17 protein-coding genes are annotated in these 24222 nt (G+C 68.6%); 15 read left to right on the top strand and 2 right to left on the bottom strand.

What is annotated here, in order from left to right:
* Positions 1-387 precede the first annotated feature (387 nt).
* Positions 388-1230, bottom strand: coding sequence for a spermidine synthase (locus tag HP507_RS05890; protein WP_175350913.1), 843 nt, complete (start codon positions 1228-1230; stop codon positions 388-390).
* Positions 1231-1364: 134 nt separating this feature from the next.
* On the opposite strand from HP507_RS05890, the gene HP507_RS05895 reads away from it, so the two are divergent.
* The 6 genes from HP507_RS05895 (at position 1365) to rpoC (ending at position 12380) form a co-directional block, all read left to right on the top strand.
* Entirely contained in the window at positions 1365-1874 is a 510-nt protein-coding gene (locus HP507_RS05895; protein WP_175350914.1) for a hypothetical protein, read from the top strand.
* On the top strand, positions 1871-3064 hold the full coding sequence (locus HP507_RS05900) for a sensor histidine kinase (protein WP_175350915.1): 1194 nt from the start codon (positions 1871-1873) through the stop codon (positions 3062-3064). The genes HP507_RS05895 and HP507_RS05900 overlap by 4 nt, the downstream gene beginning before the upstream one ends.
* The gene (locus HP507_RS05905; protein WP_175350916.1) at positions 3061-3720 is read left to right on the top strand and encodes a response regulator transcription factor; all 660 of its coding nucleotides are present in this window, start codon (positions 3061-3063) and stop codon (positions 3718-3720) included. Before HP507_RS05900 ends, HP507_RS05905 begins: the two co-directional genes overlap by 4 nt.
* A 361-nt stretch (positions 3721-4081) precedes the next feature.
* The gene (locus HP507_RS05910) at positions 4082-4618 is read left to right on the top strand and encodes a hypothetical protein (RefSeq protein WP_175350917.1); all 537 of its coding nucleotides are present in this window, start codon (positions 4082-4084) and stop codon (positions 4616-4618) included.
* Positions 4619-4967: 349 nt separating this feature from the next.
* Positions 4968-8456: a DNA-directed RNA polymerase subunit beta gene (gene rpoB, locus HP507_RS05915; RefSeq protein ID WP_175350918.1), complete on the top strand. Its 3489-nt coding sequence runs from the start codon at positions 4968-4970 to the stop codon at positions 8454-8456.
* Between the two features lie 42 nt (positions 8457-8498).
* Complete coding sequence (gene rpoC / locus HP507_RS05920; RefSeq protein WP_175350919.1) at positions 8499-12380, top strand: DNA-directed RNA polymerase subunit beta'; 3882 nt, start codon at positions 8499-8501, stop codon at positions 12378-12380.
* 144 nt (positions 12381-12524) lie between these two features.
* On the opposite strand, the gene HP507_RS05925 is transcribed toward rpoC, so the two are convergent.
* Entirely contained in the window at positions 12525-12920 is a 396-nt protein-coding gene (locus HP507_RS05925; RefSeq protein WP_175350920.1) for a VOC family protein, read from the bottom strand.
* A gap of 80 nt (positions 12921-13000) precedes the next feature.
* Here HP507_RS05925 and HP507_RS05930 point away from each other — a divergent pair, with 80 nt between their 5' ends.
* The 9 genes from HP507_RS05930 to HP507_RS05970 all read left to right on the top strand — a co-directional run bounded on the left by HP507_RS05930 (position 13001) and on the right by HP507_RS05970 (position 24210).
* Positions 13001-14023 (top strand): GNAT family N-acetyltransferase, encoded by a 1023-nt coding sequence (locus HP507_RS05930; protein ID WP_175350921.1) that lies wholly within the window; start codon positions 13001-13003, stop codon positions 14021-14023.
* A 184-nt stretch (positions 14024-14207) separates the two neighbouring features.
* Positions 14208-15878, top strand: a complete 1671-nt coding sequence (locus HP507_RS05935; RefSeq protein ID WP_175350922.1) for a GspE/PulE family protein — start codon at positions 14208-14210, stop codon at positions 15876-15878.
* Positions 15879-15894: 16 nt separating this feature from the next.
* Positions 15895-17499: a type IV pilus twitching motility protein PilT gene (locus HP507_RS05940; RefSeq protein ID WP_175350923.1), complete on the top strand. Its 1605-nt coding sequence runs from the start codon at positions 15895-15897 to the stop codon at positions 17497-17499.
* Positions 17499-18722, top strand: a complete 1224-nt coding sequence (locus tag HP507_RS05945; protein WP_175350924.1) for a type II secretion system F family protein — start codon at positions 17499-17501, stop codon at positions 18720-18722. The genes HP507_RS05940 and HP507_RS05945 overlap by 1 nt, the downstream gene beginning before the upstream one ends.
* A 193-nt stretch (positions 18723-18915) precedes the next feature.
* Positions 18916-19350 (top strand): type IV pilin protein, encoded by a 435-nt coding sequence (locus HP507_RS18340; RefSeq protein WP_333781367.1) that lies wholly within the window; start codon positions 18916-18918, stop codon positions 19348-19350.
* An 87-nt stretch (positions 19351-19437) separates the two neighbouring features.
* On the top strand, positions 19438-20826 hold the full coding sequence (locus HP507_RS05955) for a type IV pilus modification PilV family protein (RefSeq protein WP_175350925.1): 1389 nt from the start codon (positions 19438-19440) through the stop codon (positions 20824-20826).
* Complete coding sequence (locus HP507_RS05960; protein WP_175350926.1) at positions 20823-21545, top strand: hypothetical protein; 723 nt, start codon at positions 20823-20825, stop codon at positions 21543-21545. Before HP507_RS05955 ends, HP507_RS05960 begins: the two co-directional genes overlap by 4 nt.
* Positions 21546-21547: 2 nt before the next feature.
* The gene (locus tag HP507_RS05965; protein WP_175350927.1) at positions 21548-23380 is read left to right on the top strand and encodes a hypothetical protein; all 1833 of its coding nucleotides are present in this window, start codon (positions 21548-21550) and stop codon (positions 23378-23380) included.
* A complete protein-coding gene (locus HP507_RS05970) occupies positions 23377-24210 on the top strand; it encodes a prepilin peptidase (RefSeq protein WP_175350928.1) in 834 nt (277 codons plus the stop codon). The genes HP507_RS05965 and HP507_RS05970 overlap by 4 nt, the downstream gene beginning before the upstream one ends.
* The last annotated feature ends 12 nt before the right edge of the window (positions 24211-24222 follow it).

Genomic DNA, 24222 nt, shown 5'->3' on the forward strand with positions numbered 1-24222 from the left:
GGGTCGACCCGCTCGCCGTAGCGCGGCTCGCCAGCCGCGCGGGCGGCACCGGCGGCGGGCTGCTGCGGCGCGTCGCCCCAGCTCGGCACCTGGCCGTCGCCCGTCCGGTCCTCGTTGCTCCGGTCGTCGTTCGTCATCAGGGGTTCCCCTCGCTCGGTCGCGCTCCTGCGCGGTCGTTCAGGACCATCCTGGCAGTCGCGTCCTCCGCGTGCCCACCGAACGCCGCACTGGAGGCACGGCGCACGTCCGCCACCGTGTCACCCGTCCGGCGTGTGGTTGCGCAACGCATGCCTTGCAGATGCATGTTTCGACATCACACCGGTCGATCGACACGAGCGGTGTCGAACTCGGCGTGCGCATCGTTCGGCCCGGCAGGCGGCCCGGACCTCAGCCGCCGAAGACGCTCCGGTTCGGCTCCGGCGACGCGACCGCGGTCTGGTCGGTGACGATCGGCGCCCCCGCGATGAACGCCCGCAGCTCGGCCCCGTGCACGACCTTCGCCGGCATCGGGTCCGAGGAGTACCGGCGAGGCATGTCCGCGACCGGCAGGTCGGTCGGCGACCCGAGCAGCACGATGTTCCCGAACCGCCTGCCCTTGAGCATCCCGGTGTCCGCGACCGCCGCCACCGACGGCAGCACCGCCTGCAGCGTCGACGCCTGGCCCCGGGCGAACGCCAGTCCGGCCCCGTCCGCCACGTTCACGGCGACGATCCCGGTCGGCGACAGGAACGAGGCCACCGAACGGTAGAACTCGATGCTCGTCACGTGCGCCGGGATCTGCGAGCCGCCGAAGACGTCCACCACGGCGAGGTCGACCGTCCCGTGGAGGCCCGCGGGCAACTTCGACAGGACCTCACGCGCGTCGCCGTACCGCACCCGGATCGACGCCCCGCGGGGGAACGGCAGCGCGTCCCGCACGTGATCGACGAGGTCCCGCTCCAGCTCGATCACCTGCTGCCTCGACCCCGGCCGCGTGACGGCGACGTACCGGGGGAGCGTGAGCGCTCCGGCGCCGAGGTGCAGCGCGGTCACGGGCCCGGGCGGCAGCAGGTCGATGGCGTGCCCGATCCGCCGGATGTACTCGAACGCGAGGTGCGTCGGGTCGTCGAGGTCGACGTGCGACTGCGGCGTGCCGTCCACCACGAGCGTGAAGGACCCCGGACGGTGCCGGTCCGGCTCCACCACCGCGTAGCCCGCACCGATCCGGAACCCGTCGAACGCATCAGCCATGACACCAATCGAACACCACCGCGATCACCACCCGCGTCCCCACCCCTGGTTGGTGTGCCCGCCGCGGCCGCCGAACGAGGCTGGTTCCACCGGTCGGGAACCCACCCGCCGGACCTCCTCGAAAGGCAGGCACCATGTCGGTCCAGCTCGTCGCGAACGTCCTCATCGGGATCGCGCTCGTCGTCTTCCTCGGCTACCGCCAGGCGACCTGGCGGTACCTCGACCCGACCCGCATCTGGCGCACGCCGCTGATCATGGCGATCGTCGGCGTCGTCGTCCTCGCCCAGACGACGACCACGATCACCACCACCGACGTGGTGTTCCTCGGGATCGAAGCGCTCATCACGGTCGGCGTCGGCCTGACGATGGGCAGCATCACCCGCTTCCGCACCGTCGCCACCCCGGACAGCAAGGGCCGGACGATCCAGTCCCGCACCGGCCTGCTCGGCGCCGCGCTCTGGATCGTGCTCATCGCGGTCCGCGTCGGTCTGGACGTCGTCGGCGGCCACCTCGGCGCACACCTGCTCACCTCGACCGGCACGATCCTGCTCGTCCTCGCCCTGAACCGTGCGGCCCGGGCCGTCGTCATCGACCAGCGCATCCCCCGTGACGACCGCGAGGCGCGCGGCATGATGGTCCGGTGACCCTGCTGACCGGCCAGGACCCGACCGACCTCCCCGGAGGCCGGTCGCGTTCGGGTGCCGCGTGGGGCCTCAACGCCCTCGGCATCGCGATCGTCGGGTTCTGGTTCGTGAAGAACGGCCTCGCGCTGCACCACCCGACGTGGGTGTGGGCGCTCGGAGGGGTGGCGCTCGCCGCGTGGGTGTTCCGTGAGTTCGGCCGGACGCCGCGGGTGCTCGTGGTCGCGGGCGTGGTGATGGTCGCCGCGGGGGCCACGACGGTGGTGCCGACCGATTCGCTGATGATCGTCCCGGTGATCGTCGGGATCGTCCTGATCGGTTCGAACCTCCGTGCCCCGCTCTGGTCCGGGGCGGTGGCTGCCCTCGCCGCGATCCTTGTGATCGCGGTGTCCGCCTCGATCGAGCACGTGCCGGTCCAGTTCGTCCTCGGCACGAGCGGCGGGCTGGTGATGGGCGTCCTCATCGGGTTCAGCCGACGCCAGTTCCGGGTCGCCGCGGAGCGGGCGCGCCAGGCCGAACGGGAGCAGCAGCGCGCTCGGCTCCTCGCCGATCGTGCGCGGGCCGCGCGGGACGTCCACGACGTCCTGGCGCACTCGCTGGGCGGACTGGTGCTGCAGCTCGACGCCGTCGAGGCGCTGCTGGAGGCCGGCCGGGTCGAGGACGCCACGAGGCGTGCGGGCGAGGCCCGGGCGTTGGCCGCGGACGGCCTCGCCGAGGCACGACGTGCGGTGCGCGCCCTGCGGGGCGACGCCGAGGCGGAGGCGAGCCGACCTGCTGAGGCGATCCGTTCCTCCCGGCCGACGACCGACCACGAGGCGGGCCTGGAGGCACTCGTCGACGCGCACCGCTCGTTCGGCGGCGAGATCGTGACGCAGGGCGACACGGCGCTCACCGACCTCGATGCGGCCCACCGTGCCGCCGTGGTCCAGGTGGTCCGGGAGGCGCTCAGCAACGCGCGCAGGCACGCTCCGGGCCGTCCCGTCTCGCTCTCCGTCATCCGGGACGGCGACGCCGTGGACGTCGTCGTCGCGAACCCGCTGTCCGGCGACGGACACGGCCTGCTCGGGATGCGCGAACGCTTCGAGGAGCTCGGCAGCGGTGCCACGGTCGAGGCGGAGCGGTCCGACGACGCGTTCGTGGTGGCGATGCACCTGCCCGCAGACCTGGCCGCCGCCGAGGAGGACCGGTCGTGACCATCCGCGTGCTCGTCGTCGACGACCAGGCCATCGTCCGGGACGGTCTGGTGACGGTGCTCTCGCTCGTGCCCGACCTCGAGGTCGTGGGCGAGGCGCCCGACGGTGCCGACGCGATCGCCGCTGTCGAGCGGGAAGCGCCGGACGTCGTGCTCATGGACCTGCGGATGCCGGGTGTGGACGGACCGACCGCGACCGCGCGCATCACCGCGACCCACCCGCAGGTCGCCGTCCTCGTCCTGACGACCTACGCGGACGACGAGTCCATCGTCGCCGCGCTCCGGGCCGGTGCCCGCGGCTACCTCACGAAGGATGCCGGTCGCACGGAGATCGCGACCGCGATCCGTGCGGTGGCCTCGGGGCAGTCGACCTTCGACGCCACGGTCGGCGCACGGCTCGTGGCGCAGCTCGCGGGCGGCGCCGCGGCCGCGCACGGAGCGGTGTCCGAGGCTCCGGCCGGACTGCGGACGCGGTTCCCGGAGCTCACCCCGCGCGAGGCCGACGTGCTGGAGCGCATCGCTGAGGGCCGGTCGAACCCGGAGATCGCCGCCGAGCTGTTCCTGACGGTGCCGACCGTGAAGTCGTACGTGAACCAGGTCTTCACGAAGCTGGGCGTCCGAACCCGTGCGGAGGCCGTCGCCGTCGTCCTGCGCTGACCGGCCCCGCACTCCCAGCGGCATTCGTGGGCGGTGGAGCGAAGCCGCGGATGAATGCGTGCACATGAACGGCCAGCGGACGCCAAGACTCGTCGCCTACCGTTCACCGGGTCGTCACCTCGGTGCGTCGATCCGCGCAGTGCCCCACACCTCGCGCTTCCGCACCCCGCTCGTGACCGCGGCGTGTCCGTTCGGCAACCCCACTGCCCCACGTGTGCGCGTCGTCGGCGTGCGCCGGGCCCCTCCGCTCTCCTGCGCGTCGCCCGTGGCCGGGCCCTGCCGTCGGCCATTGAGAACATTGCGTGTGCTATGTAAAATATGAGCACCGCGACCGGACCACGATCCGCAGGAGCCCGAAGTCATGACCGACACCATGAGCGTCCCGACCAACCGCCTCGTCACCGCGACCCGCCCGGTCGTCGCCCGCAGCGCCTCCCGTCGGGCCGCCGCGACCGTGCACGCCGATCGCGAGTACGCGCCGGCGTGGATGCGCGCCGTGGGCGCGGTGCTGCTGCTCGGGGGGCTCGGGCTCACCGCGGCGGTCCTCGGGTGGCCGGGGGAGGCGCCGGAGGCGGCCCTGCTCGTACCCGCGCTGGTGGGCGTCGTCGTCGGTTTCCTGCTCGTCGTCGCCCGGTCGGGCTTCACGGTGACGGACACCCACGTCGTCCTGCACTTCCGGCCGCTGCCCGCCCGGCGGATCGCTCGTCGGCGCATCGCGGACGTGCGACTCGTCGAGGCGGACGCGTCCACCTACGGCGGCATCGGGCTGCGGCTCGGCCGCGGCGTCCGGGCGCTCATCCTCACGCCGGGACTCGGCATCGAGTTCACCGACGACCGCGGGCGCGTCACCTTCGTGCGGACGCGACGGCCGGAGGCGGCGTTCCGCGCACTGCGCTGACGGAGCCGGGAACACCGGGGTCGTCCACCGGCTTATACACGTCACTGCCGAATTCGGTCAAGCCAGGACTGGACATCCGTGACGAGCCCGACCTATGATGGCAGTTCGCGCTCCCTGGCATCCGTGTCGTCATATTGCGGTCGACGCAACGTTCTCACAGAACGTGCCCTGGTGGTGCCGGTCCCGTATATGTCGGCGGGTCCCGTCCACCCAGATCATCGCACACGTGCACAGCTCACCGGCCGTCGCGTGATCGCGTGTCTTCGAGGGGTGCGCTGAAGCGTCAATCCACTCACCTACGTGCTGCTCGTCAGTACCGGCCCGACGGGGCCTACCGGAGGTCAAACCCTTGGCTGCTGCGCCCAACGCATCCACCAACCCCAAGAACGGTCGCAACCACTCGCGACTCTCGTTCGCCAAGATCACGGACACCCTCACGGTTCCTGATCTGCTCGCGCTCCAGACGGAGAGCTTCGACTGGCTCGTCGGCAACGACGTCTGGAAGGCCCGCCTGGCCGAAGGTCAGGAGCAGGGTCGCACCGACCTCGCACTGCACTCCGGCCTCGAGGAGATCTTCGAGGAGATCTCCCCGATCGAGGACCTCGGCGAGACCATGCAGCTCGGCTTCACATCGCCCGAGCTCGAGGACCCGAAGTACTCGATCGACGAGTGCAAGGAGCGTGGCAAGACCTACGCCGCGCCGCTCTACGTCAACGCCGAGTTCATGAACCACATGACCGGCGAGATCAAGACGCAGACCGTGTTCATGGGCGACTTCCCGCTCATGACCGAGCGCGGCACGTTCATCATCAACGGCACCGAGCGTGTCGTGGTCTCGCAGCTCGTCCGCTCCCCGGGCGTGTACTTCGAGCGCCAGCAGGAGAAGACCTCCGACAAGGACATCTACTCCGCCCGCGTCATCCCCTCGCGCGGTGCCTGGCTCGAGTTCGAGATCGACAAGCGCGACCAGGTGGGCGTGCGCATCGACCGCAAGCGCAAGCAGTCGGTGACGGTCTTCCTCAAGGCGCTCGGCATGACGAGCGAGGAGATCCTCGACGAGTTCCAGGGCTTCGCCTCGATCGAGTCGACCCTCGAGAAGGACGCCATCCTCACCAAGGAAGAGGCGCTCAAGGACATCTACCGCAAGCTGCGTCCGGGTGAGCAGGTCGCCGCCGAGGCCGCGCGTGCGCTCCTCGACAACTTCTACTTCAACCCGAAGCGCTACGACCTCGCGAAGGTCGGCCGCTACAAGGTCAACCGCAAGCTCGGCATCGACGCGCCCCTCAGCGACTCGGTCCTGACCGTGCAGGACATCGTCCGCACGATCAAGTACCTCGTCTCGCTGCACGCCGAGAAGACCACGCTCGACGGCGTCCGCGACGGCGAGCCGGTGCAGCTGCGGCTCGACGTGGACGACATCGACCACTTCGGCAACCGTCGCATCCGCGCCGTCGGCGAGCTCATCCAGAACCAGGTCCGCACGGGTCTGTCCCGCATGGAGCGCGTCGTCCGCGAGCGCATGACCACGCAGGACATCGAGGCGATCACGCCGCAGACGCTCATCAACGTGCGTCCGGTCGTCGCCGCGATCAAGGAGTTCTTCGGAACGTCCCAGCTGTCGCAGTTCATGGACCAGAACAACCCGCTCGCGGGTCTGACGCACAAGCGTCGTCTCTCGGCCCTCGGCCCGGGTGGTCTGTCCCGTGAGCGCGCCGGCGTCGAGGTCCGTGACGTCCACCCGTCGCACTACGGCCGCATGTGCCCGATCGAGACCCCGGAAGGCCCGAACATCGGCCTGATCGGTTCGCTCGCGTCGTTCGGTCGGATCAACTCCTTCGGCTTCATCGAGACGCCGTACCGCCGCGTCGTGAACGGTCAGGTCACCACGACCATCGACTACCTCACCGCCTCGGAAGAGGACGACTTCGTCGTCGCGCAGGCGAACGCCCCGCTCACCGACTCCTTCCACTTCCAGGACGACAAGGTGCTCGTCCGGAAGAAGGGCGGCGAGGTCGAGCTCGTCGGCAAGGACGAGGTCGACTACATGGACGTCTCCCCGCGCCAGATGGTGTCGGTCGCGACGTCGCTCATCCCGTTCCTCGAGCACGACGACGCGAACCGCGCCCTCATGGGTGCGAACATGCAGCGCCAGGCCGTGCCGCTCCTCCGTTCCGAGTCGCCGCTCGTCGGCACCGGCATGGAGGGCTACACCGCCATCGACGCCGGTGACGTCGTCACCGCCGACAAGGCCGGTGTGGTCTCCGAGGTCTCGGCCGACGCCGTGACCCTGCAGCTCGACGAGGGCGGCACGCAGACCTACTACCTGCGCAAGTTCGACCGCTCGAACCAGGGCACGAGCTACAACCACCGCGTGGTCGTCTCGGCGGGCGAGCGCGTGGAGCAGGGCGAGGTCATCGCCGACGGCCCCGCGACGGAGAACGGCGAGCTCGCGCTCGGCAAGAACCTCCTCGTCGCGTTCATGCCGTGGGAGGGCTACAACTACGAGGACGCGATGATCCTGTCGCAGAACCTCGTGAAGGACGACACGCTCTCCTCGATCCACATCGAGGAGTACGAGGTCGACGCCCGCGACACGAAGCTCGGCAAGGAAGAGATCACCCGCGACCTCCCGAACGTCAGCCCGGACCTCCTGGCCGACCTCGACGAGCGCGGCATCATCCGCATCGGTGCCGAGGTCCGCCCCGGCGACATCCTGGTCGGCAAGGTCACGCCGAAGGGCGAGACCGAGCTCAGCGCCGAAGAGCGCCTCCTCCGCGCCATCTTCAACGAGAAGTCGCGCGAAGTCCGCGACACCTCGCTGAAGGTGCCCCACGGTGAAGAGGGCACGATCATCGGCGTCAAGGTGTTCGACGCGCAGGACGGCGACGACGAGCTCGGCTCGGGCGTCAACCAGCGCGTGGTCGTCTACATCGCCCAGAAGCGCAAGATCACCGCGGGCGACAAGCTCGCCGGTCGTCACGGCAACAAGGGCGTCATCTCGACGATCCTGCCGGTCGAGGACATGCCGTTCCTCGCCGACGGCACCCCGGTCGACATCGTGCTGAACCCGCTCGGCGTCCCCGGCCGCATGAACTTCGGCCAGGTGCTCGAGATCCACCTCGGATGGCTCGCGAAGCAGGGCTGGAACGTCGAGGGCATCCAGGAGTGGGCTTCGGCTCTCCCCGAGGCCGCCCACAGCGCGGCGCCCGGCACGAAGGTCGCCACCCCGGTGTTCGACGGTGCGTACGAGCGTGAGATCGAGGGCCTCCTCGACAGCACGCTCCCGAACCGCGACGGCGAGCGTCTGATCGGTTCGTCCGGCAAGGCGCAGCTCTTCGACGGCCGCTCCGGCGAGCCGTTCCCGGAGCCCGTGTCGGTCGGCTACATGTACATCCTCAAGCTGCACCACCTGGTCGACGACAAGATCCACGCCCGTTCGACCGGTCCGTACTCGATGATCACGCAGCAGCCGCTGGGTGGTAAGGCGCAGTTCGGTGGACAGCGCTTCGGCGAGATGGAGGTGTGGGCGCTCGAGGCGTACGGCGCCGCCTACGCCCTCCAGGAGCTCCTGACGATCAAGTCCGACGACATCCTCGGCCGCGTGAAGGTCTACGAGGCGATCGTCAAGGGCGAGAACATCCAGGAGCCGGGTATCCCGGAGTCGTTCAAGGTCCTCATGAAGGAGATGCAGTCGCTCTGTCTGAACGTCGAGGTCCTCTCGGCCGACGGCCAGGCGGTCAGCCTCCGCGACACGGACGACGAGGTCTTCCGTGCCGCCGAAGAGCTCGGCATCAACATCTCCTCGCGGTTCGAGTCGTCGTCCGTCGACGACATCTGATCCCGCCCGTACTCGTAACGAATCCAGCTAGAGAGAAGAACATTGCTCGAAGCAACTTCATTTGACGCACTGCGGATCGGCCTCGCCACGGCCGAGGACATCCGCCAGTGGTCGTACGGCGAGGTCAAGAAGCCGGAGACCATCAACTACCGCACCCTCAAGCCCGAGAAGGACGGTCTGTTCGGCGAGCAGATCTTCGGTCCCTCCCGCGACTGGGAGTGCGCCTGCGGCAAGTACAAGCGCGTCCGGTTCAAGGGCATCGTCTGCGAGCGCTGCGGCGTCGAGGTCACCAAGTCCTCGGTCCGCCGTGAGCGCATGGGCCACATCGAGCTCGCCGCGCCCGTCACGCACATCTGGTACTTCAAGGGCGTCCCGTCGCGCCTGGGCTACCTCCTCGACATGGCGCCGAAGGACCTCGAGAAGGTCATCTACTTCGCGGCGTACATGATCATCGACATCGATGAAGAGGGCCGCCACGCGGACATGCCGGGTCTCGAGAACGAGATGCGCCTCGAGATCAAGAACCTCGAGAACCAGCGCGACTCGATCATCGCCGACCGCCTCAAGAAGCTCGAGGACGACCTCGCAGCGCTCGAGGAAGAGGGCGCCAAGGCCGACGTCAAGCGCCGCACCAAGGACACCGCCGAGAAGGAGATGTCCCAGGTCCGCAAGTCGTTCGACGAGGACATCACCCGTCTCGAGCGCGTGTGGGAGGACTTCCGCAACCTCAAGGTGGGCGACCTCAAGCCCGAGGACGCCGTCTTCCACGAGCTCCAGGACCGCTTCGGGATCTACTTCGACGCCTACATGGGCGCCGAGGCGATCAAGCTGCGGCTCGAGGCGTTCGACCTGGCCGCCGAGGCCGAGGCGCTGCGCCTGCAGATCGCCGAGGGCAAGGGCCAGAAGAAGATCCGCGCGATCAAGCGTCTGCGCGTCGTCAGCTCCTTCCTCGCCACCGGCAACTCGCCGGCCGCGATGGTGCTCGACGTCGTCCCGGTCATCCCGCCGGAGCTCCGCCCGATGGTGCAGCTCGACGGTGGCCGCTTCGCCACGAGCGACCTCAACGACCTCTACCGTCGTGTGATCAACCGCAACAACCGTCTCCGTCGCCTGCTCGACCTCGGTGCCCCCGAGATCATCGTGAACAACGAGAAGCGCATGCTGCAGGAAGCGGTCGACGCGCTGTTCGACAACGGTCGTCGTGGTCGTCCGGTCACGGGTACCGGCAACCGTGCCCTGAAGTCCCTGAGCGACATGCTCAAGGGAAAGCAGGGTCGTTTCCGCCAGAACCTGCTCGGCAAGCGCGTCGACTACTCCGGCCGTTCGGTCATCATCGTCGGCCCGCAGCTGAAGCTGCACCAGTGCGGTCTGCCCAAGCAGATGGCGCTGGAGCTCTTCAAGCCGTTCGTCATCAAGCGCCTCATCGACCTGTCGCACGCGCAGAACATCAAGTCGGCCAAGCGCATGGTCGAGCGTTCGCGTCCGCAGGTGTGGGACGTGCTCGAGGAGATCATCCGCGAGCGCCCCGTGCTGCTGAACCGTGCGCCGACGCTGCACCGTCTGGGCATCCAGGCGTTCGAGCCGCAGCTCGTCGAGGGCAAGGCCATCCAGCTCCACCCGCTCGTGTGTGCTGCGTTCAACGCGGACTTCGACGGCGACCAGATGGCCGTGCACCTGCCGCTCTCGGTGGAGGCCCAGGCCGAGGCCCGCATCCTGATGCTCGCCTCGAACAACATCCTCAAGCCGTCCGACGGCCGCCCGGTGACCCTGCCCGCACAGGACATGATCATCGGTCTGCACCACCTCACGACCGTCCGCGAGGGCGCCGTGGGTGAGGGTCGTGCGTTCTCCTCCGTCGCCGAGGCCATCCTCGCGAAGGACCAGAACACGCTGCACCTCAACGCGCTCGTCAAGATCCGCATGTCCGACGTGTACTTCGCCGAGGGCGAGGCTCCGGAGGGCTACGTGCAGGGCGAGCCGGTGCTGGTCGAGACGACCCTGGGCCGTGCGCTCTTCAACGAGACCCTCCCGGCAGACTACCCGTTCGTCCAGAAGGTCGCCGACAAGGGCACCCTCTCCGCGATCGTCAACGACCTCGCCGAGCGCTACTCCAAGACCGAGACGGCCGCCGCGCTGGACCGGATCAAGGACGCCGGCTTCTACTGGGGCACGCGCTCCGGTGTGACCGTCGCGCTCTCCGACGTCGTGACGCCTCCTCGCAAGAAGGAGATCATCGCGGGCTACGAGGCGCAGGCCGCCAAGGTGCAGGGCGAGTTCGACAAGGGTCTGATCACCGACGCGGAGCGCCGCGCCGACCTGATCAAGATCTGGACCGAGGCCACGAACGAGATCGCGCAGGAGATGCGCGACAACTTCCCCGTGGACAACACCATCAACCGCATGGTGTCGTCGGGTGCTCGTGGTAACTGGCTGCAGGTGCGCAACATCGCCGGTATGCGCGGTCTGGTGAACAACCCGAAGGGTGAGATCATCGCCCGCCCGATCATCAACTCGTACCGCGAGGGCCTGACCGTGGCGGAGTACTTCATCGCCACGCACGGTGCTCGCAAGGGTCTTGCCGACACCGCGCTCCGTACCGCGGACTCCGGGTACCTCACCCGTCGTCTCGTGGACGTCTCGCAGGACGTCATCATCCGCGAGGACGACTGCGGCACCAGCCGGGGCCTCGAGCTCCCGATCGCGACCGTCGGCGCCGACGGCAAGCTCGTCCGTGACGCACGCGTCGAGAACACCGTGTACTCGCGGACCCTCGCGACCGAAGCGGTGGACGCCCAGGGCACGGTCGTGGCCGAGGCCGGCGAGGACGTCGGCGACGTCCTCATCGACAAGCTCGTCGCGGCGGGTGTCGAGAGCATCAAGGTGCGCTCGGTCCTGACCTGCGAGTCGAGCGTCGGTGTCTGCGCGAAGTGCTACGGCCGTTCGCTCGCCACGGGCAACCTCGTCGACATCGGCGAGGCGGTCGGCATCATCGCCGCCCAGTCCATCGGTGAGCCCGGTACCCAGCTGACGATGCGTACCTTCCACACGGGTGGTTCCGCGTCCGCGGACGACATCACCCAGGGTCTGCCGCGTGTCACCGAGCTGTTCGAGGCGCGTACCCCGAAGGGTGCGTCCCCGATCGCCGAGGCCCCCGGCCGCGTCACGATCGAGGACACCGACAAGGGTCGTCGCATCATCCTCACGCCGGACAACGGCGACGAGCCGTTCATCTACCCGGTGCTCAAGCGCGCGACCCTCCTCATCGAGGACGGCCAGCACGTCGAGCTCGGCGAGCAGTTCATCGCCGGCACGGTCGACCCGAAGGAGGTCCTCCGGGTCAAGGGTGTGCGCGAGGTCCAGAAGCACCTCGTCAACGGTGTGCAGGACGTGTACGGCTCGCAGGGCGTGCCGATCCACGACAAGCACATCGAGGTCATCGTGCGCCAGATGCTCCGCAAGGTCACCGTCGTCGACCACGGCGACACCGACCTGCTCCCGGGCGAGCTCGTGGACCGTTCGCGGTACAACGCGCTCAACCGGGCGGCGCTGCAGGAGGGTCGCAAGACCGCTTCCGCTCGCCAGGAGGTCATGGGCATCACGAAGGCGTCCCTCGCGACCGAGTCGTGGCTGTCCGCCGCGTCCTTCCAGGAGACCACCCGCGTCCTCACGCAGGCGGCCATGGAGGGCAAGCAGGACCACCTCGTCGGCCTCAAGGAGAACGTCATCATCGGTAAGCTCATCCCCGCCGGGACGGGCCTCAGCCGGTACCGCGACGTGGACGTGAACGCGACGGAAGAAGCGAAGGCGGAGCGGTACCCGAACCGCATCTTCGCGGACGACTCGTCGTTCTCGGACGCCGACCTGAGCTTCGTCGACTTCGACAGCTTCTCGTCGGACGACTTCACGCCGGGCACCTACAACTGAACCCAGTGACGTCGAAAGGCCCCGCATCCGTCAGGACGCGGGGCCTTTCCCGTTGCGGCTCGCGGTCGTGACCGTCGGGCGGACTGGAGGTGCGGTGCGGGGCCGACCCGCGCCTCCAGTCCGCCCTGGGGTCCCGTCGGTGCGTCAGACCGCGCGGTCGGCGCCGTTGTCGCGCCCGGAGCCGCGGCCGGTCTCGTCGACCAGTGAGAACAGGCTGAGGACGTTGCCGTCCGGGTCGCGGACGTCGAACCAGTCGACGGCACCGTCGACGCACTCGACGGGACCGATGTCGATGCCGAGAGCGCCGATTCGTGCGTGCTGGGCGGCGACGTCGTCGACGCCGAACCGGACGCTGACCGGGTTCTCCTCGGCGTCCTCGTCCTCGTAGAGCTGGATCCAGATGCCGCCGACCTCGTACTCGGCGATGCCGTCGTCCGGCTCGAGGTCGGGCTCGGCACGTTCGAACACGGCGCCGTACCAGAGGCAGGACGCCTCGATGTCGGTGACGGGCAGCCCCACGGTCACACTCGTGATGTCCATGACTCATCATGTCCCGCAGCGGACGTGCGCGTCGAGCACTTTGGTGAGGTGACCGTCCTGCCGGCTGGCAGTCTGGTGGGATGGCGACGCTGCGCGAACGGATCACGGCCCCGGCCCACCTCGAACCCCCGATGCCGACCGGCGGGCTGACGTTCCGGGCGGGTTCGCGGGACGACCTCGACGCCGTGCACTCCCTCGCCGTGGCTGCTGCGTCGGTCGACGACCCGCATGCCCGTCCCTCCACAGCGGACTTCGAGCGGACGTTGTCCACCGAAGGGCTCGACATCGCGCGTGACACCCTCGTCGGCGTCGATGCTGAGGGGCATGTGCAGGCCTACGGCATCGTCATCGACGTTCCCTCCCGGGTCACCGCCGCACGGGTGGTGCTCGACGGCGCGGTCCACCCCGTGCTGCGCGGGCGGGGCATCGGACGGCGGGTGCTCGCGTGGCAGATCGGTCGTGCCCGGCAGCGGCTCGCAGCGCTCGACCTCGAGCTGCCCGCCACCGTCGAGGTCGGTGCCCCGCAGGGCGCCGGCTCGCTCCGACTCGCGGCGCGTTTCGGATTCGAGCCGACCCGCAACTGGGTCGACATGCAGGTGGTGTTCGACGAGCACGAGGAGCGCGATGTGCCGGCGTTGCCGGACGGGTTCGTCGTGCGTGCGGCGACGACCGACGACATCGAGCCGTTGCGCGCCGCCAAGAACGACGCCTTCCGCGACCACTGGGGATCGCAGCCGATGGTCGAGTCCGACTGGCGGGGGTTCCTCACCGCGTCCAAGAGCCGGCTCGACCTCGGACGCGTCGTGCTCGCCCGCGACGGCAGGATCGTGGCGTTCGGGATCGTCGAGGTGGACCCGGACGGCTTCGCGGCCCGTGGCCGGTCGTACGGCTACGTGCACTGGGTCGGGGTCGTCCGGGCGGCGCGTGGCCGGGGGCTCGCGCCGATCGTCCTCGACGCCGTGCTGCAGGCGATCCGCGCCGACGGCCTGTCCGCCGCGGTGTTGCACGTCGACGCCGAGAACCCGAGCGGTGCCGGCCGGATCTACGAACGCCTCGGGTTCGTCGCGGGCGAGGTGCACGTCACCGCGTCGACGCCGCTCTGACGCGGGCTCCCCGGGTCACCGGCAATCGCGGGTACCCCTGCACTGGGGCCACGGAACACCCCCTCGCCCCCTCGTTGTGGGACTGCGGTGTCCGCTCGACGCGGACGTAGCGTGGTCGGGCGCCGAACGACTGCGGTGCACGTCCCCACGTCCCACGCGCGACCCGAAGGAGGCTCCGGAGCACATGGCCACGCTGTCCGAGATCCTCATCCTCAACGGAGCCCTGCCGATCGAGCACCTCGACTCCATGACCGGCGACGAGGAGATCGACGACCGTTCGATCCGATCGCTCGTCGACCAGGGCGTCGTCAGCGAGGCGCAGTACATCACCGCCCGCGCCGCGTCGAACAACTCGAAGACCGTCCCGCTGACCGACTACCCCGTCGACGGCACCGCGGTGTCGATGCTGCCCGCGGCGCTCTGCCGACGTCACGGCGTGCTCGGCGTCGGGTTCGAGGGAGAGACCCTCGTGCTCGCGATGGTGAACCCGACGAACGTGCTCGCGATCGACGACGCCCGCACCGCCTCCGGCCGGCCCGTGAAGCCGCTGCAGGTCGAGGAGCGCGACCTCGCCGCGGCGCTCGACCGGTACCTCCGAGCCGACGACGAGCTGAACGACCTGACGTCCTCGCTCGAGGAAGAAGCGTCCGCGCAGGCGCAGCAGCAGGTCGACCTGACCGACGGCTCGCTCGACGACGTCCCGATCGTCCGCTTCGTGAACCTGCTCGTCTCCCAGGCCATCCAGGACCACGCGTCCGACATCCACATCGAGCCCGGCGAGCACGAGGTCCGTGTCCGCTACCGCATCGACGGCGTGCTGCACGAGATGGCCCCGGCGCCGAAGAACATCCAGAACGGCGTCATCAGCCGCCTGAAGATCATGAGCGACATCGACATCGCCGAGCGTCGGAAGCCGCAGGACGGCCGCATGTCGGTGCGCCACGGCGGCCGGCAGATCGACCTCCGCGTCGCGACCCTCCCCACGGTGTGGGGCGAGAAGGTCGTCATGCGGATCCTCGACAACACGAACACGTCGATGTCCCTCAAGGACCTCAACCTGCTCGAGCAGAACTTCGAGGCGTACCAGCGCTCCTACTCGAAGCCGTACGGCATGATCCTCGTCACCGGCCCGACCGGCTCCGGCAAGTCGACGACGCTGTACACGACGCTCAACGCCGTCGCCCGCCCGGAGATCAACGTCATCACCGTCGAGGACCCGGTCGAGTACCGGATGGCCGGCATCAACCAGGTGCAGGTCAACCCGAAGGCCGGACTCACGTTCGCCTCGGCGCTCCGGTCGATCCTCCGCTCGGACCCCGACGTCGTGCTCCTCGGTGAGATCCGCGACCACGAGACCGCGCAGATCGCGATCGAGGCCTCGCTCACCGGCCACCTCGTGCTCTCGACCCTGCACACGAACGACGCGCCCTCGGCGATCACCCGGTTGACCGAGATGGACATCGAGCCGTTCCTCGTCGGGTCCGCGCTCGACTCGGTCGTGGCACAGCGCCTCGCCCGCCGGCTGTGCGACCGGTGCAAGGCCCCGGCGCAGTACACGCCCGCGCAGCTCGTGGCGCTCGGCTTCGTGCCGTCCGAGGACACCCCCGTGCCGGAGTTCTTCGGCCCGGCCGGCTGTGCGGTCTGCTCGAACACCGGGTACCGCGGCCGCATCGCCCTGCACGAGGTGATGACCGTCACCGAGGAGATCGAGCGCCTCGCCGTCTCCAGGGCCTCGAGCGCCGAGATCAGCCGTGTCGCCCAGCAGCAGGGCATGCTCACCCTCCGCCAGGACGGGTGGGAGAAGGTCAAGCTCGGCATGACGAGCATCGACGAGATCCTGCGCGTGGTCGCGTAGGCGGGGGAGTGGAACGATGACCGATTCCGTCTACGACATCTCCGTCCCCGGCGACGACCCCGTCGCCGGGTGGCACCCGGGACGGCCCGGCAACGAGGTCGGTGGCCGCCGCGCGGCACGGCTCGCCGCCGCCGCGGCCGAACAGCCGACGTCGCCGGCCCTGGAGGCGCAGATCGCGCCCGCCTCGGCCACGCCGGTCTACGACCTGTCCAGTGACACCGCCGCGTGGCCCGCTCCCGCCGGCGACCCCGTCGCCGTGCCCGTCGCGCAGCCGCAGGCGGCCCCCGCGACGCCGCCCGCAGCCGTCCCGCCCTCGACCGCGTCCTACGGGTACGCCGATGCCGCGACCCAGCACCTGCCGGTCGTGCCCGCGGTCCCCACCACGATCCTCCAGTCCGTCCCCGTCACCAGCACCCACGCACCCGCTCCCGCTGGACACGACGAGATCCACTTCACGCGCCACGCGCGTGAAGTGGCGGACCCCGACCTCATCACCGCGCTCGCACAGGTGGTCTACCAGGGGGCATCCGACCTCCACCTCACTGCAGACGCTGCGCCGACCGTCCGCGTCGATGGATCCCTGCGACCCGCCGTCCCGGGAGGCCCGTGGGCGCGCAACAAGGTCATCGCAGCCCTCAAGACGCTGCTGTCCGTCGAGCAGGCCGGGCAGTTCGACCACGAGCAGGAACTCGACTTCGCGTACTCGCTGTCGCCGGAGTACCGCTTCCGCGTGAACTACTACCAGCAGCGGGGCAACTGGGGTGCGGCGTTCCGCATCATCCCCACCAAGATCAAGACGCTGAAGCAGCTCGGCATCCCCGAGCACGTCGGTGAGTTCGCGAAGCTGCCGCGCGGACTCGTCCTCGTCACGGGGCCCACCGGCTCCGGCAAGTCCACCACCCTCGCCGCGCTCATCGACCTCGTCAACGAGACCCGCGCCGACCACATCGTGACGGTCGAGGACCCGATCGAGTTCATGCACGAGCACAAGAAGGCGATCATCAATCAGCGCGAGGTCGGCGCCGACACGCACTCCTTCGCCGCTGCCCTCAAGCACGTCCTGCGCCAGGACCCCGACGTCATCCTCATCGGCGAGCTCCGCGACCTCGAGACCATCTCCGTCGCCCTCACCGCCGCGGAGACCGGGCACCTCGTGTTCGCCACCCTGCACACGCAGAGCGCCCCCGGCACCATCGACCGTGTCATCGACGTGTTCCCGCCGCACCAGCAGGGACAGATCCGCACGCAGCTCGCCTCCACGCTCGAGGGCGTCGTGTGCCAGACGCTCGTGCCGAAGGCCAACGGGGCAGGCCGTGTCGTCGCCACCGAGATCATGAAGACCACCCCGGCCATCGGGAACCTCGTCCGCGAGGGCAAGACGTACCAGATCACCTCCGCCATGCAGGCCGGACGTGACGCGGGCATGCACACGATGGACCAGGACCTCGCCGAACTCGTCAACGTGGGCACCATCACGCGCAAGGCCGCGATGGAGAAGGTGCACGACATCGAGGGCTTCGACCGGCTGGTGCAGCGCGTCGAGTCGCCGTCGGACTCCTCGGCCGACGCCATCGCCGCGTCCGAGATCGATTTCGGCGACAAGTACTCCGGAGGGCACTGATGTCGCTCGCGTACGACTACCGCGGGCGTGACGGCGCCGGCAAGCTCGTCAAGGGACGGCTCGACGCCGCGTCCGAAGGCGCCGTCGTCCAGCGCCTGCGGGGGATGGGAGTCTCGCCGATCGCGATCACCGAGGCGAAGCCCGGTACGGGGTTGCAGACCGAGATCAAGATCCCCGGGTTCGAGAAGGGCGTCGGACTCAAGGATCTGGCGATCATGTCGCGTCAGGCCTCGACCATGCTCTCGTCCGGGCTCTCGTTGCTCCGGGCGCTGTCGATCCTGGCGGACCAGACCGAGAACAAGAAGCTCAAGGACATCCTCGGCAAGGTCCGGGACGACGTCGAACGCGGTGTTTCCTTCTCGGATGCGGTCGCGAAGTACCCGGTGGACTTCCCACCGATCATGATCAACATGATCCGGGCCGGGGAGACCGGCGGCTTCCTCGATCAGGCGATGGACTCGATCGCCACGAACTTCGAGAAGGAGCACAAGCTCCGGTCGACGATCAAGTCGGCGATGACGTACCCGGTCGTGGTGCTCGTCATGTCGCTCGTCGCGGTCATGGTGATGCTCATCTTCATCGTGCCGATCTTCCAGAAGATGTTCTCGTCGCTCGGCGGGCAGCTCCCGCTGCCGACGATGATGCTCGTGTACGCGTCGCACGCCATGGTCTACGTCGGGCCGGTCCTCCTCGTTGCGATCGTCCTCGGGTGGTTCTGGTGGCGGGGGAACAAGAACACCGATCGGGTCCGAGGTGCCGTCGACCCGGTGAAACTGAAGCTCCCGGTCTTCGGGCAACTCAACCAGAAGATCGTCATCGCGCGTTTCACTCGCAATCTCTCGAACATGATCGGTGCCGGTGTCCCGATTTTGCAGGCATTGCAGATCGCCGGAGAAGTGTCGAACAACTTCGTGGTCGAGAAAGCACTGCAACGCGTTTCTGAATCGGTACGGAAAGGTGAATCGATCGCAGCTCCGCTCGCGAAGGAAACGGTGTTCCCGACCATGGTGTCGCAAATGGTCGCCGTGGGTGAGGACGCCGGCTCGCTCGAGATCATGCTCGAGAAGATCTCGGTGTTCTACGACAGCGAAGTCGAAGCGACGACAGAGGCGCTCACCTCGCTCATCGAGCCGCTGCTCATCGCGTTCCTCGGCGTCGTGGTCGGCGGGATGATCGTCGCGCTGTACCTGCCGATCTTCCAGATCACGACCCTGGTCAAGTAGCCGGCTGTTCCGCTGGCCCTCGTGCGGGGGCGGGATTGCGGGTCCTGCCCCCGGTAATGGGGGTGATTCGATGCCCATTCACCCCCCGTTCTCGGGATTATGACGAGAAAAGTCGCTGAATACTCTTGTCAGCGGCGGCGGAGCAGTCCCCGGCACAACCCCTCATCGCATTCCCAGAAGAATGGAAACCACCATGTACTTCGCTCTCATGGGCAAGCTCGACGCTCGCCGCAAGGGCCTCCTCGAGGACAAGGAGAAGGGCTTCACGCTCATCGAGCTCCTGGTCGTCGTGATCATCATCGGCATCCTCGCCGCGATCGCCATTCCGGTGTACATCGGGGTGCAGAACAACGCGAAAGACTCGGCGGCGAAGTCCGACCTCGAGAACGCGAAGACCGCGGTTGTTTCGTACTACACGGAGCACAACGCTCTCCCCTCCGCGCTCACGACGGCGGCCGGCGTGACGGGATACTCACCCAGTGACTACTCCGCCGATGATGCACAGGCGCCCACGATCAGCGACACGAGCTCGACTGACGGCACGTTCTGCATCGACGCGATCAGCAACGCGGGGAATCCGTTCAAGGTCGAGGACGACGGCGGGGTCGCCACTGGAAGCTGCGGCTGATCCGACCTGAACGTGGGGCGGACTTTGACTCATCGTGGGCCGGGTCCGCCCTTCGTTGCACATCGATGACCGACGGGAGGTGACCCTGTGCTGCGACTGACCACCCTGCTGCGCGAGACCCGCGAGCACGACGAGGGCTTCTCCATCGTCGAGGTCCTCGTCGCGATGACCGTGTTCGCGATGATCGCCGCGGGCGTCGCCACCGGTATCGTCAGCTCCCTCTACCTCGCCCACGGCTCGCGCTCCCGTGAGGTCGCCATCGGCCTCGCGCAGGACGCCATCGACGCCGCGCGCACGGACGCCAACCTCTTCGCCGTGACGGACCAGACCACCCCCACGAAGCGGGACGGTGTCGTCTACACCGTGAAGCAGGTCGCGCGGTGGGTCCCGAGTGCGGGCTCCGCGAACGCCTGCGGTGCCGGCGGGGGCGGCCCGCTCGCTTACAAGCGGGTCTCGATGACGGTCACCTGGACCGCCGGTACCGGCGGGTCCGAGCAGTCGGTGTCGATGAACAGCCTCGTGGCCCCGACGACATCGGTCACGGCGGCGAACCTCGGTACCGTCATCGTCTCGGTGAGCACCGCGTCCGGTGCCGGGAACCAGGGAGTGTCAGTCTCGATCGCCCCGAACGCCAGCAACCCGAGCGGTGCTACGGCGATCACCTCGACGATCGCGAACACGGATGCGAACGGGTGCACCTACGCGCTCAACGTCAAGCCGGGGCGGTACGACGTGAAGCTCTCGAAATCGAGCTCGATCGACGACGGCACGTCCGCCGGGTCCCTCGGTTCGCAGACCACGACCCCGTCGACGACGGTGACGGTGACGGCGAACCAGACGGCTGCCGCGAACTTCAACTACGACACCGTGATGGCGCTGTCGCCGCAGTGGTCCGACCCGAACGCAAGCACGACGGCGTTCACCTCGCCGACGACCGTTCCGGTGACCTTGCGGCACAAGGCGGCCGACTACGGCCCCTATGTCGTGGGCACCACCGCGAAGGTGTTCCCCTTCACCGACGGCTACCAGGTGATCGCCGGGACGCCCTCGACCTGCCTCAGCAACGATCCGGAGGCGTGGACGACCGCGAACGGCACCGCCGTGGCCCCGCGGAACAACCCGCAGACGATCGGCGCGACGAATGCGGTGAAGGCACCGGTGCAGATCATCACGGTCAAGCTCGCCGGCACGGCGGACAACGCACTGACGGCGACGACCACCACACCGGTCTCGAACTCGGGCGATCCGGGGTGCGCGACGACCACGACGTACACGTTCACGGGTCTGCCCACCGGTGGGACGGCGACGATCGGTCTGCCGTACGGCACGTACACGTTGAGGTCGGGCACGGTGACCAAGATCGTGAACGGGCTCGTCACGATCGCGTTCGCGAGCGGGACGCCCAGCGTGACGAGCTCGACAGGTGTGTCGACGAGTTCCAACAAGGTGATGCTCGACCCCAGGCGGACCCCGTGATGCGGGCGCTCCGCCGCCTCGGGCGTGAGGACCGTGGCATCTCGCTCGCGGAGCTCCTCGTCGCGATGAGCGTCAGCATCCTCGTGCTGGCGATGGCCGGCGCGTTCTTCGTGTCCGTGTCGAAGGCGTCGAGCGTCACGTCCGGCATCGACGGCAACACCCGAGTCGCCTCGACCGCAATGCGGGAGATGCAGCGCATGTTCCGGGTGGCATCGAACAACCCGGTGCCGAGCGGCATCGACACGCAGTACGCCTTCCAGTACGCCTCCGCCACGTCCGTGCGGTTCTTCGCGTACATCAACCTCAACTCCGCGGTGGACGTCCAACCGGTCGAGGTGCAGTTCACGCTCGACCCGGCCAAGGGCACCATCACCGAGACGAAGTGGAACGGCACGCCGACCGACACGACGAAGAGCTACTACGACTTCCCCCGCGCTTCGACCGCGACGCTCTCCGCAACCCCGACGTCGACGCTCGTCCTCGCGACGTCGGCCGTCCCCGCTGCCTCCGGCTCGACACCGCTCTTCACGTACAAGGACGCCGGGGGGGAGGTCCTCACGCCGGGGGCGACCGGGCTGAGCGCCACGGATCTCCAGTCGGTGCGCTCGGTCCCGCTCGAACTCACGGTCGGTGAGCGGAACCCGACGAAGGCGGGCGCCGCCGACAACGTCTCGCTCCGGAGCACCGTGAGCATGCCCAACCTCCAGTTCGGGAGCTGATCGTGCGCCGCATCCTCCACTTCATCCGCTCACACGACGATGACCGCGGTGTCGCGCTCGCCGCGGTGCTCGGCATCGGCATGGTCGTGATGATCCTCGCGGCGACGATGGTCGGAATCGCGACGTCGGGCGCGACGAAGACCACGTCGGATCGTGACTACGCGAACGCCATGGCCGCTGCCTACGCCGGCCTCGCGGACTACCAGTCGCGGGTCAACGCGGACAACACCTACGCGACGAAGTACGGCGACGCACGTGCTGCCTTCAGCGCCGGGGACACGTTCCCCGGTGGGTACGCGACCAATCCGGCCTTCACGCGCTGGGTCGCCGTGCCTGACTCCACGGGCTCGGCCGGGACGACGTCCTACCGGTACGCGGTCGACAAGAGCATCTACGGGCAGCAGGGCATCGTTCGCGTACAGGTCACGGGCAGGGCCGGGAACACCACCAGGACGCTCGTCGCGAACGTGAAGCCCGACGGCTTCTCGAACTACCTGTACTGGACCGACTACGAGTCCGGCGACCCGGCGGTCACCGGCGAGGACTGCACGAACGTCTACCAGAACGCCGACTTCGACGCCCGCCCCTCGAACGGCGACAACGCGTGCACGAAGATCCAGTTCCAGGACGGCGACGTCCTGAGCGGACCGGTCCGTTCGAACGACATGCTGCTCATCTGCGGCGGCACGTTCAAGAGCACGGTGCAGTCCGCTCAGGGAGCGAGCAACCGGGCGTGCAGCCCGGCGAAGACGCCGTCGTTCCAGTACTACGACGGCTACCAGCCCGAGGTCGTCAGCTCGTACACGCCGCCGTCCACGATCAGCGCCGGCCGTGAGCGGATGTACAAGGACGACCCGACGATCACCGACACGACGCCGGGAACCGGCTGCCTGTACACCGGACCGACGCAGATCACGTTCACCGGTGACGGGTACATGACCATCCGCTCGCCGCTGACGATCTACACGAACCTCCAGAAGACGTCCCCGTACGGCTACAACGCCGAGGACAAGTGCGGCAAGATCTCGGAACTCCAGGGCGCCGGGGCGAAGGTCAAGACGAGTCTGCTGGCGAACAACCTCATCTACGTGCAGGACGAACCGGCCTCCGCGGGTTCGGGGGCGTCGACCAACCCGAACTACTACTGGTCGAAGTACCCGAGACACTCCGACGCGCCGTCGGCGTGCATGAAGAGCGCGAGCGTCAGCGACAACGGGCTCGGGTTCCCGTACACCTGGACGACCGGGTCCGGGTACTACCGGCAGACCTACACCGAGTCGAACCCGTTGAAGTCCAGCACCGACCGGTACGGCCGACAGCAGTCGTTCGACTTCTCGGTCGCCTACGGATGCGGCAACGGGGACCTCTTCGTCTCCGGGGCGGTCGACCAGTCGATGACGCTGGACGCCGAGAACTACGTCTACATCACCGGCGATCTCACGTACGCGAAGCCGCGTGCGTCGTCGACCGTGCTCGGGCTCGTCGGGCAGGAGGCCGTCCTCGTCTGGAACCCGATGTACAACGGGTCGCCGCTCTTCTCGACGAAGAACCGCAAGATCGAAGCAGCGATCCTCTCCAACCAGGGGACGTTCACCGTGCAGAACTACTCGACCGGAGGCGCTCGCGGGACGCTGACGGTGAACGGCTCGATCGCGCAGCGCTACCGCGGCGCCGTCGGCCAGGGCAGCAACGGGTTCATCAAGGCGTACGGCTACGACTCCAGCCTGGCGAGCTACACGCCACCGTTCTTCCCGCAGCCGGTCATCACGACGTACAAGGTCACATCGCAGATCGAAGTGAAGGCCGCCTACGACGCGAACGGGAACCCACGATGACCGCGGCGCTGGTGATCACCGGGTTCGCAACGGTCATGGGGCTCGCGGTCGGGTCGTTCCTCAACGTCGTCGTGTACCGCGTGCCGGCGGGTCTCTCCGTCGTCGCACCGGCGAGCGCGTGCCCCCGCTGCGGACACGCAATCCGGGCACGCGACAACGTCCCCGTGCTCTCCTGGGCTCTGCTGGGTGGACGGTGCCGCGACTGCACCGCTCCCATCTCAGCGAGGTACCCCCTCGTGGAGCTCGCCACCGCGGCCCTGTTCGCGCTCGTCGTCGTGCGGTTCGGCCCGGCGCTCGCCGCCGCCCGGGACGGCCGGAGTGCCGCGGTCGCGACGATCGAGCTGGTCGCGATGCTCTACCTGATGTCGATCTCGGTCGCGCTCACGCTCATCGACCTGGACGTGCACCGCCTCCCGAACGCAATCGTCCTGCCCGCCTACCCGGTCCTCGCGGCGCTGCTCCTCGCGACGAGCGCCCTCAGCGGAGACTGGGGGTCGCTGCTGCGCGCCGGTGTCGGGCTCGTCGTGCTCGGCGGGGTATACCTCCTGCTGGCGCTCGTGGTGCCCGGTGGGATGGGTCTCGGTGACGTCAAGCTCGCTGGCGTGCTCGGCCTCGTGCTCGCGTACCTCGGATGGGGACCCCTCGCAGTGGGAGCTTTCGGCGCCTTCGTACTCGGCGGTACCTTCGCCATCGGCCTCATGGTGGTCGGACGTGCACGACGCGGCTCCGGCATCCCGTTCGGCCCCTGGATGCTCGGCGGTGCCTGGCTCGGTGTGTTCTCCGGCCAGTCCCTGCTCGACGGGTACCTGCGGATCATCGGACTGGCCTGAGGAAGGACCACG

The sequence above is a fragment of the Curtobacterium pusillum genome, from assembly GCF_013359865.1.
GTDB classification, from domain to species: Bacteria; Actinomycetota; Actinomycetes; order Actinomycetales; family Microbacteriaceae; genus Curtobacterium; species Curtobacterium pusillum.

Bases quoted from the DNA above. Each gene is read 5' to 3' on its own strand.
- HP507_RS05890 (WP_175350913.1), bottom strand. From the start codon at position 1,230: ATGGCTGATGCGTTCGACGGGTTCCGGATCGGTGCGGGCTACGCGGTG.
- HP507_RS05895 (WP_175350914.1), top strand. From the start codon at position 1,365: ATGTCGGTCCAGCTCGTCGCGAACGTCCTCATCGGGATCGCGCTCGTC.
- HP507_RS05910 (WP_175350917.1), top strand. From the start codon at position 4,082: ATGACCGACACCATGAGCGTCCCGACCAACCGCCTCGTCACCGCGACC.
- HP507_RS05925 (WP_175350920.1), bottom strand. From the start codon at position 12,920: ATGGACATCACGAGTGTGACCGTGGGGCTGCCCGTCACCGACATCGAG.
- HP507_RS05930 (WP_175350921.1), top strand. From the start codon at position 13,001: ATGGCGACGCTGCGCGAACGGATCACGGCCCCGGCCCACCTCGAACCC.
- HP507_RS05935 (WP_175350922.1), top strand. From the start codon at position 14,208: ATGGCCACGCTGTCCGAGATCCTCATCCTCAACGGAGCCCTGCCGATC.
- HP507_RS05940 (WP_175350923.1), top strand. From the start codon at position 15,895: ATGACCGATTCCGTCTACGACATCTCCGTCCCCGGCGACGACCCCGTC.
- HP507_RS05945 (WP_175350924.1), top strand. From the start codon at position 17,499: ATGTCGCTCGCGTACGACTACCGCGGGCGTGACGGCGCCGGCAAGCTC.
- HP507_RS18340 (WP_333781367.1), top strand. From the start codon at position 18,916: ATGTACTTCGCTCTCATGGGCAAGCTCGACGCTCGCCGCAAGGGCCTC.
- HP507_RS05970 (WP_175350928.1), top strand. From the start codon at position 23,377: ATGACCGCGGCGCTGGTGATCACCGGGTTCGCAACGGTCATGGGGCTC.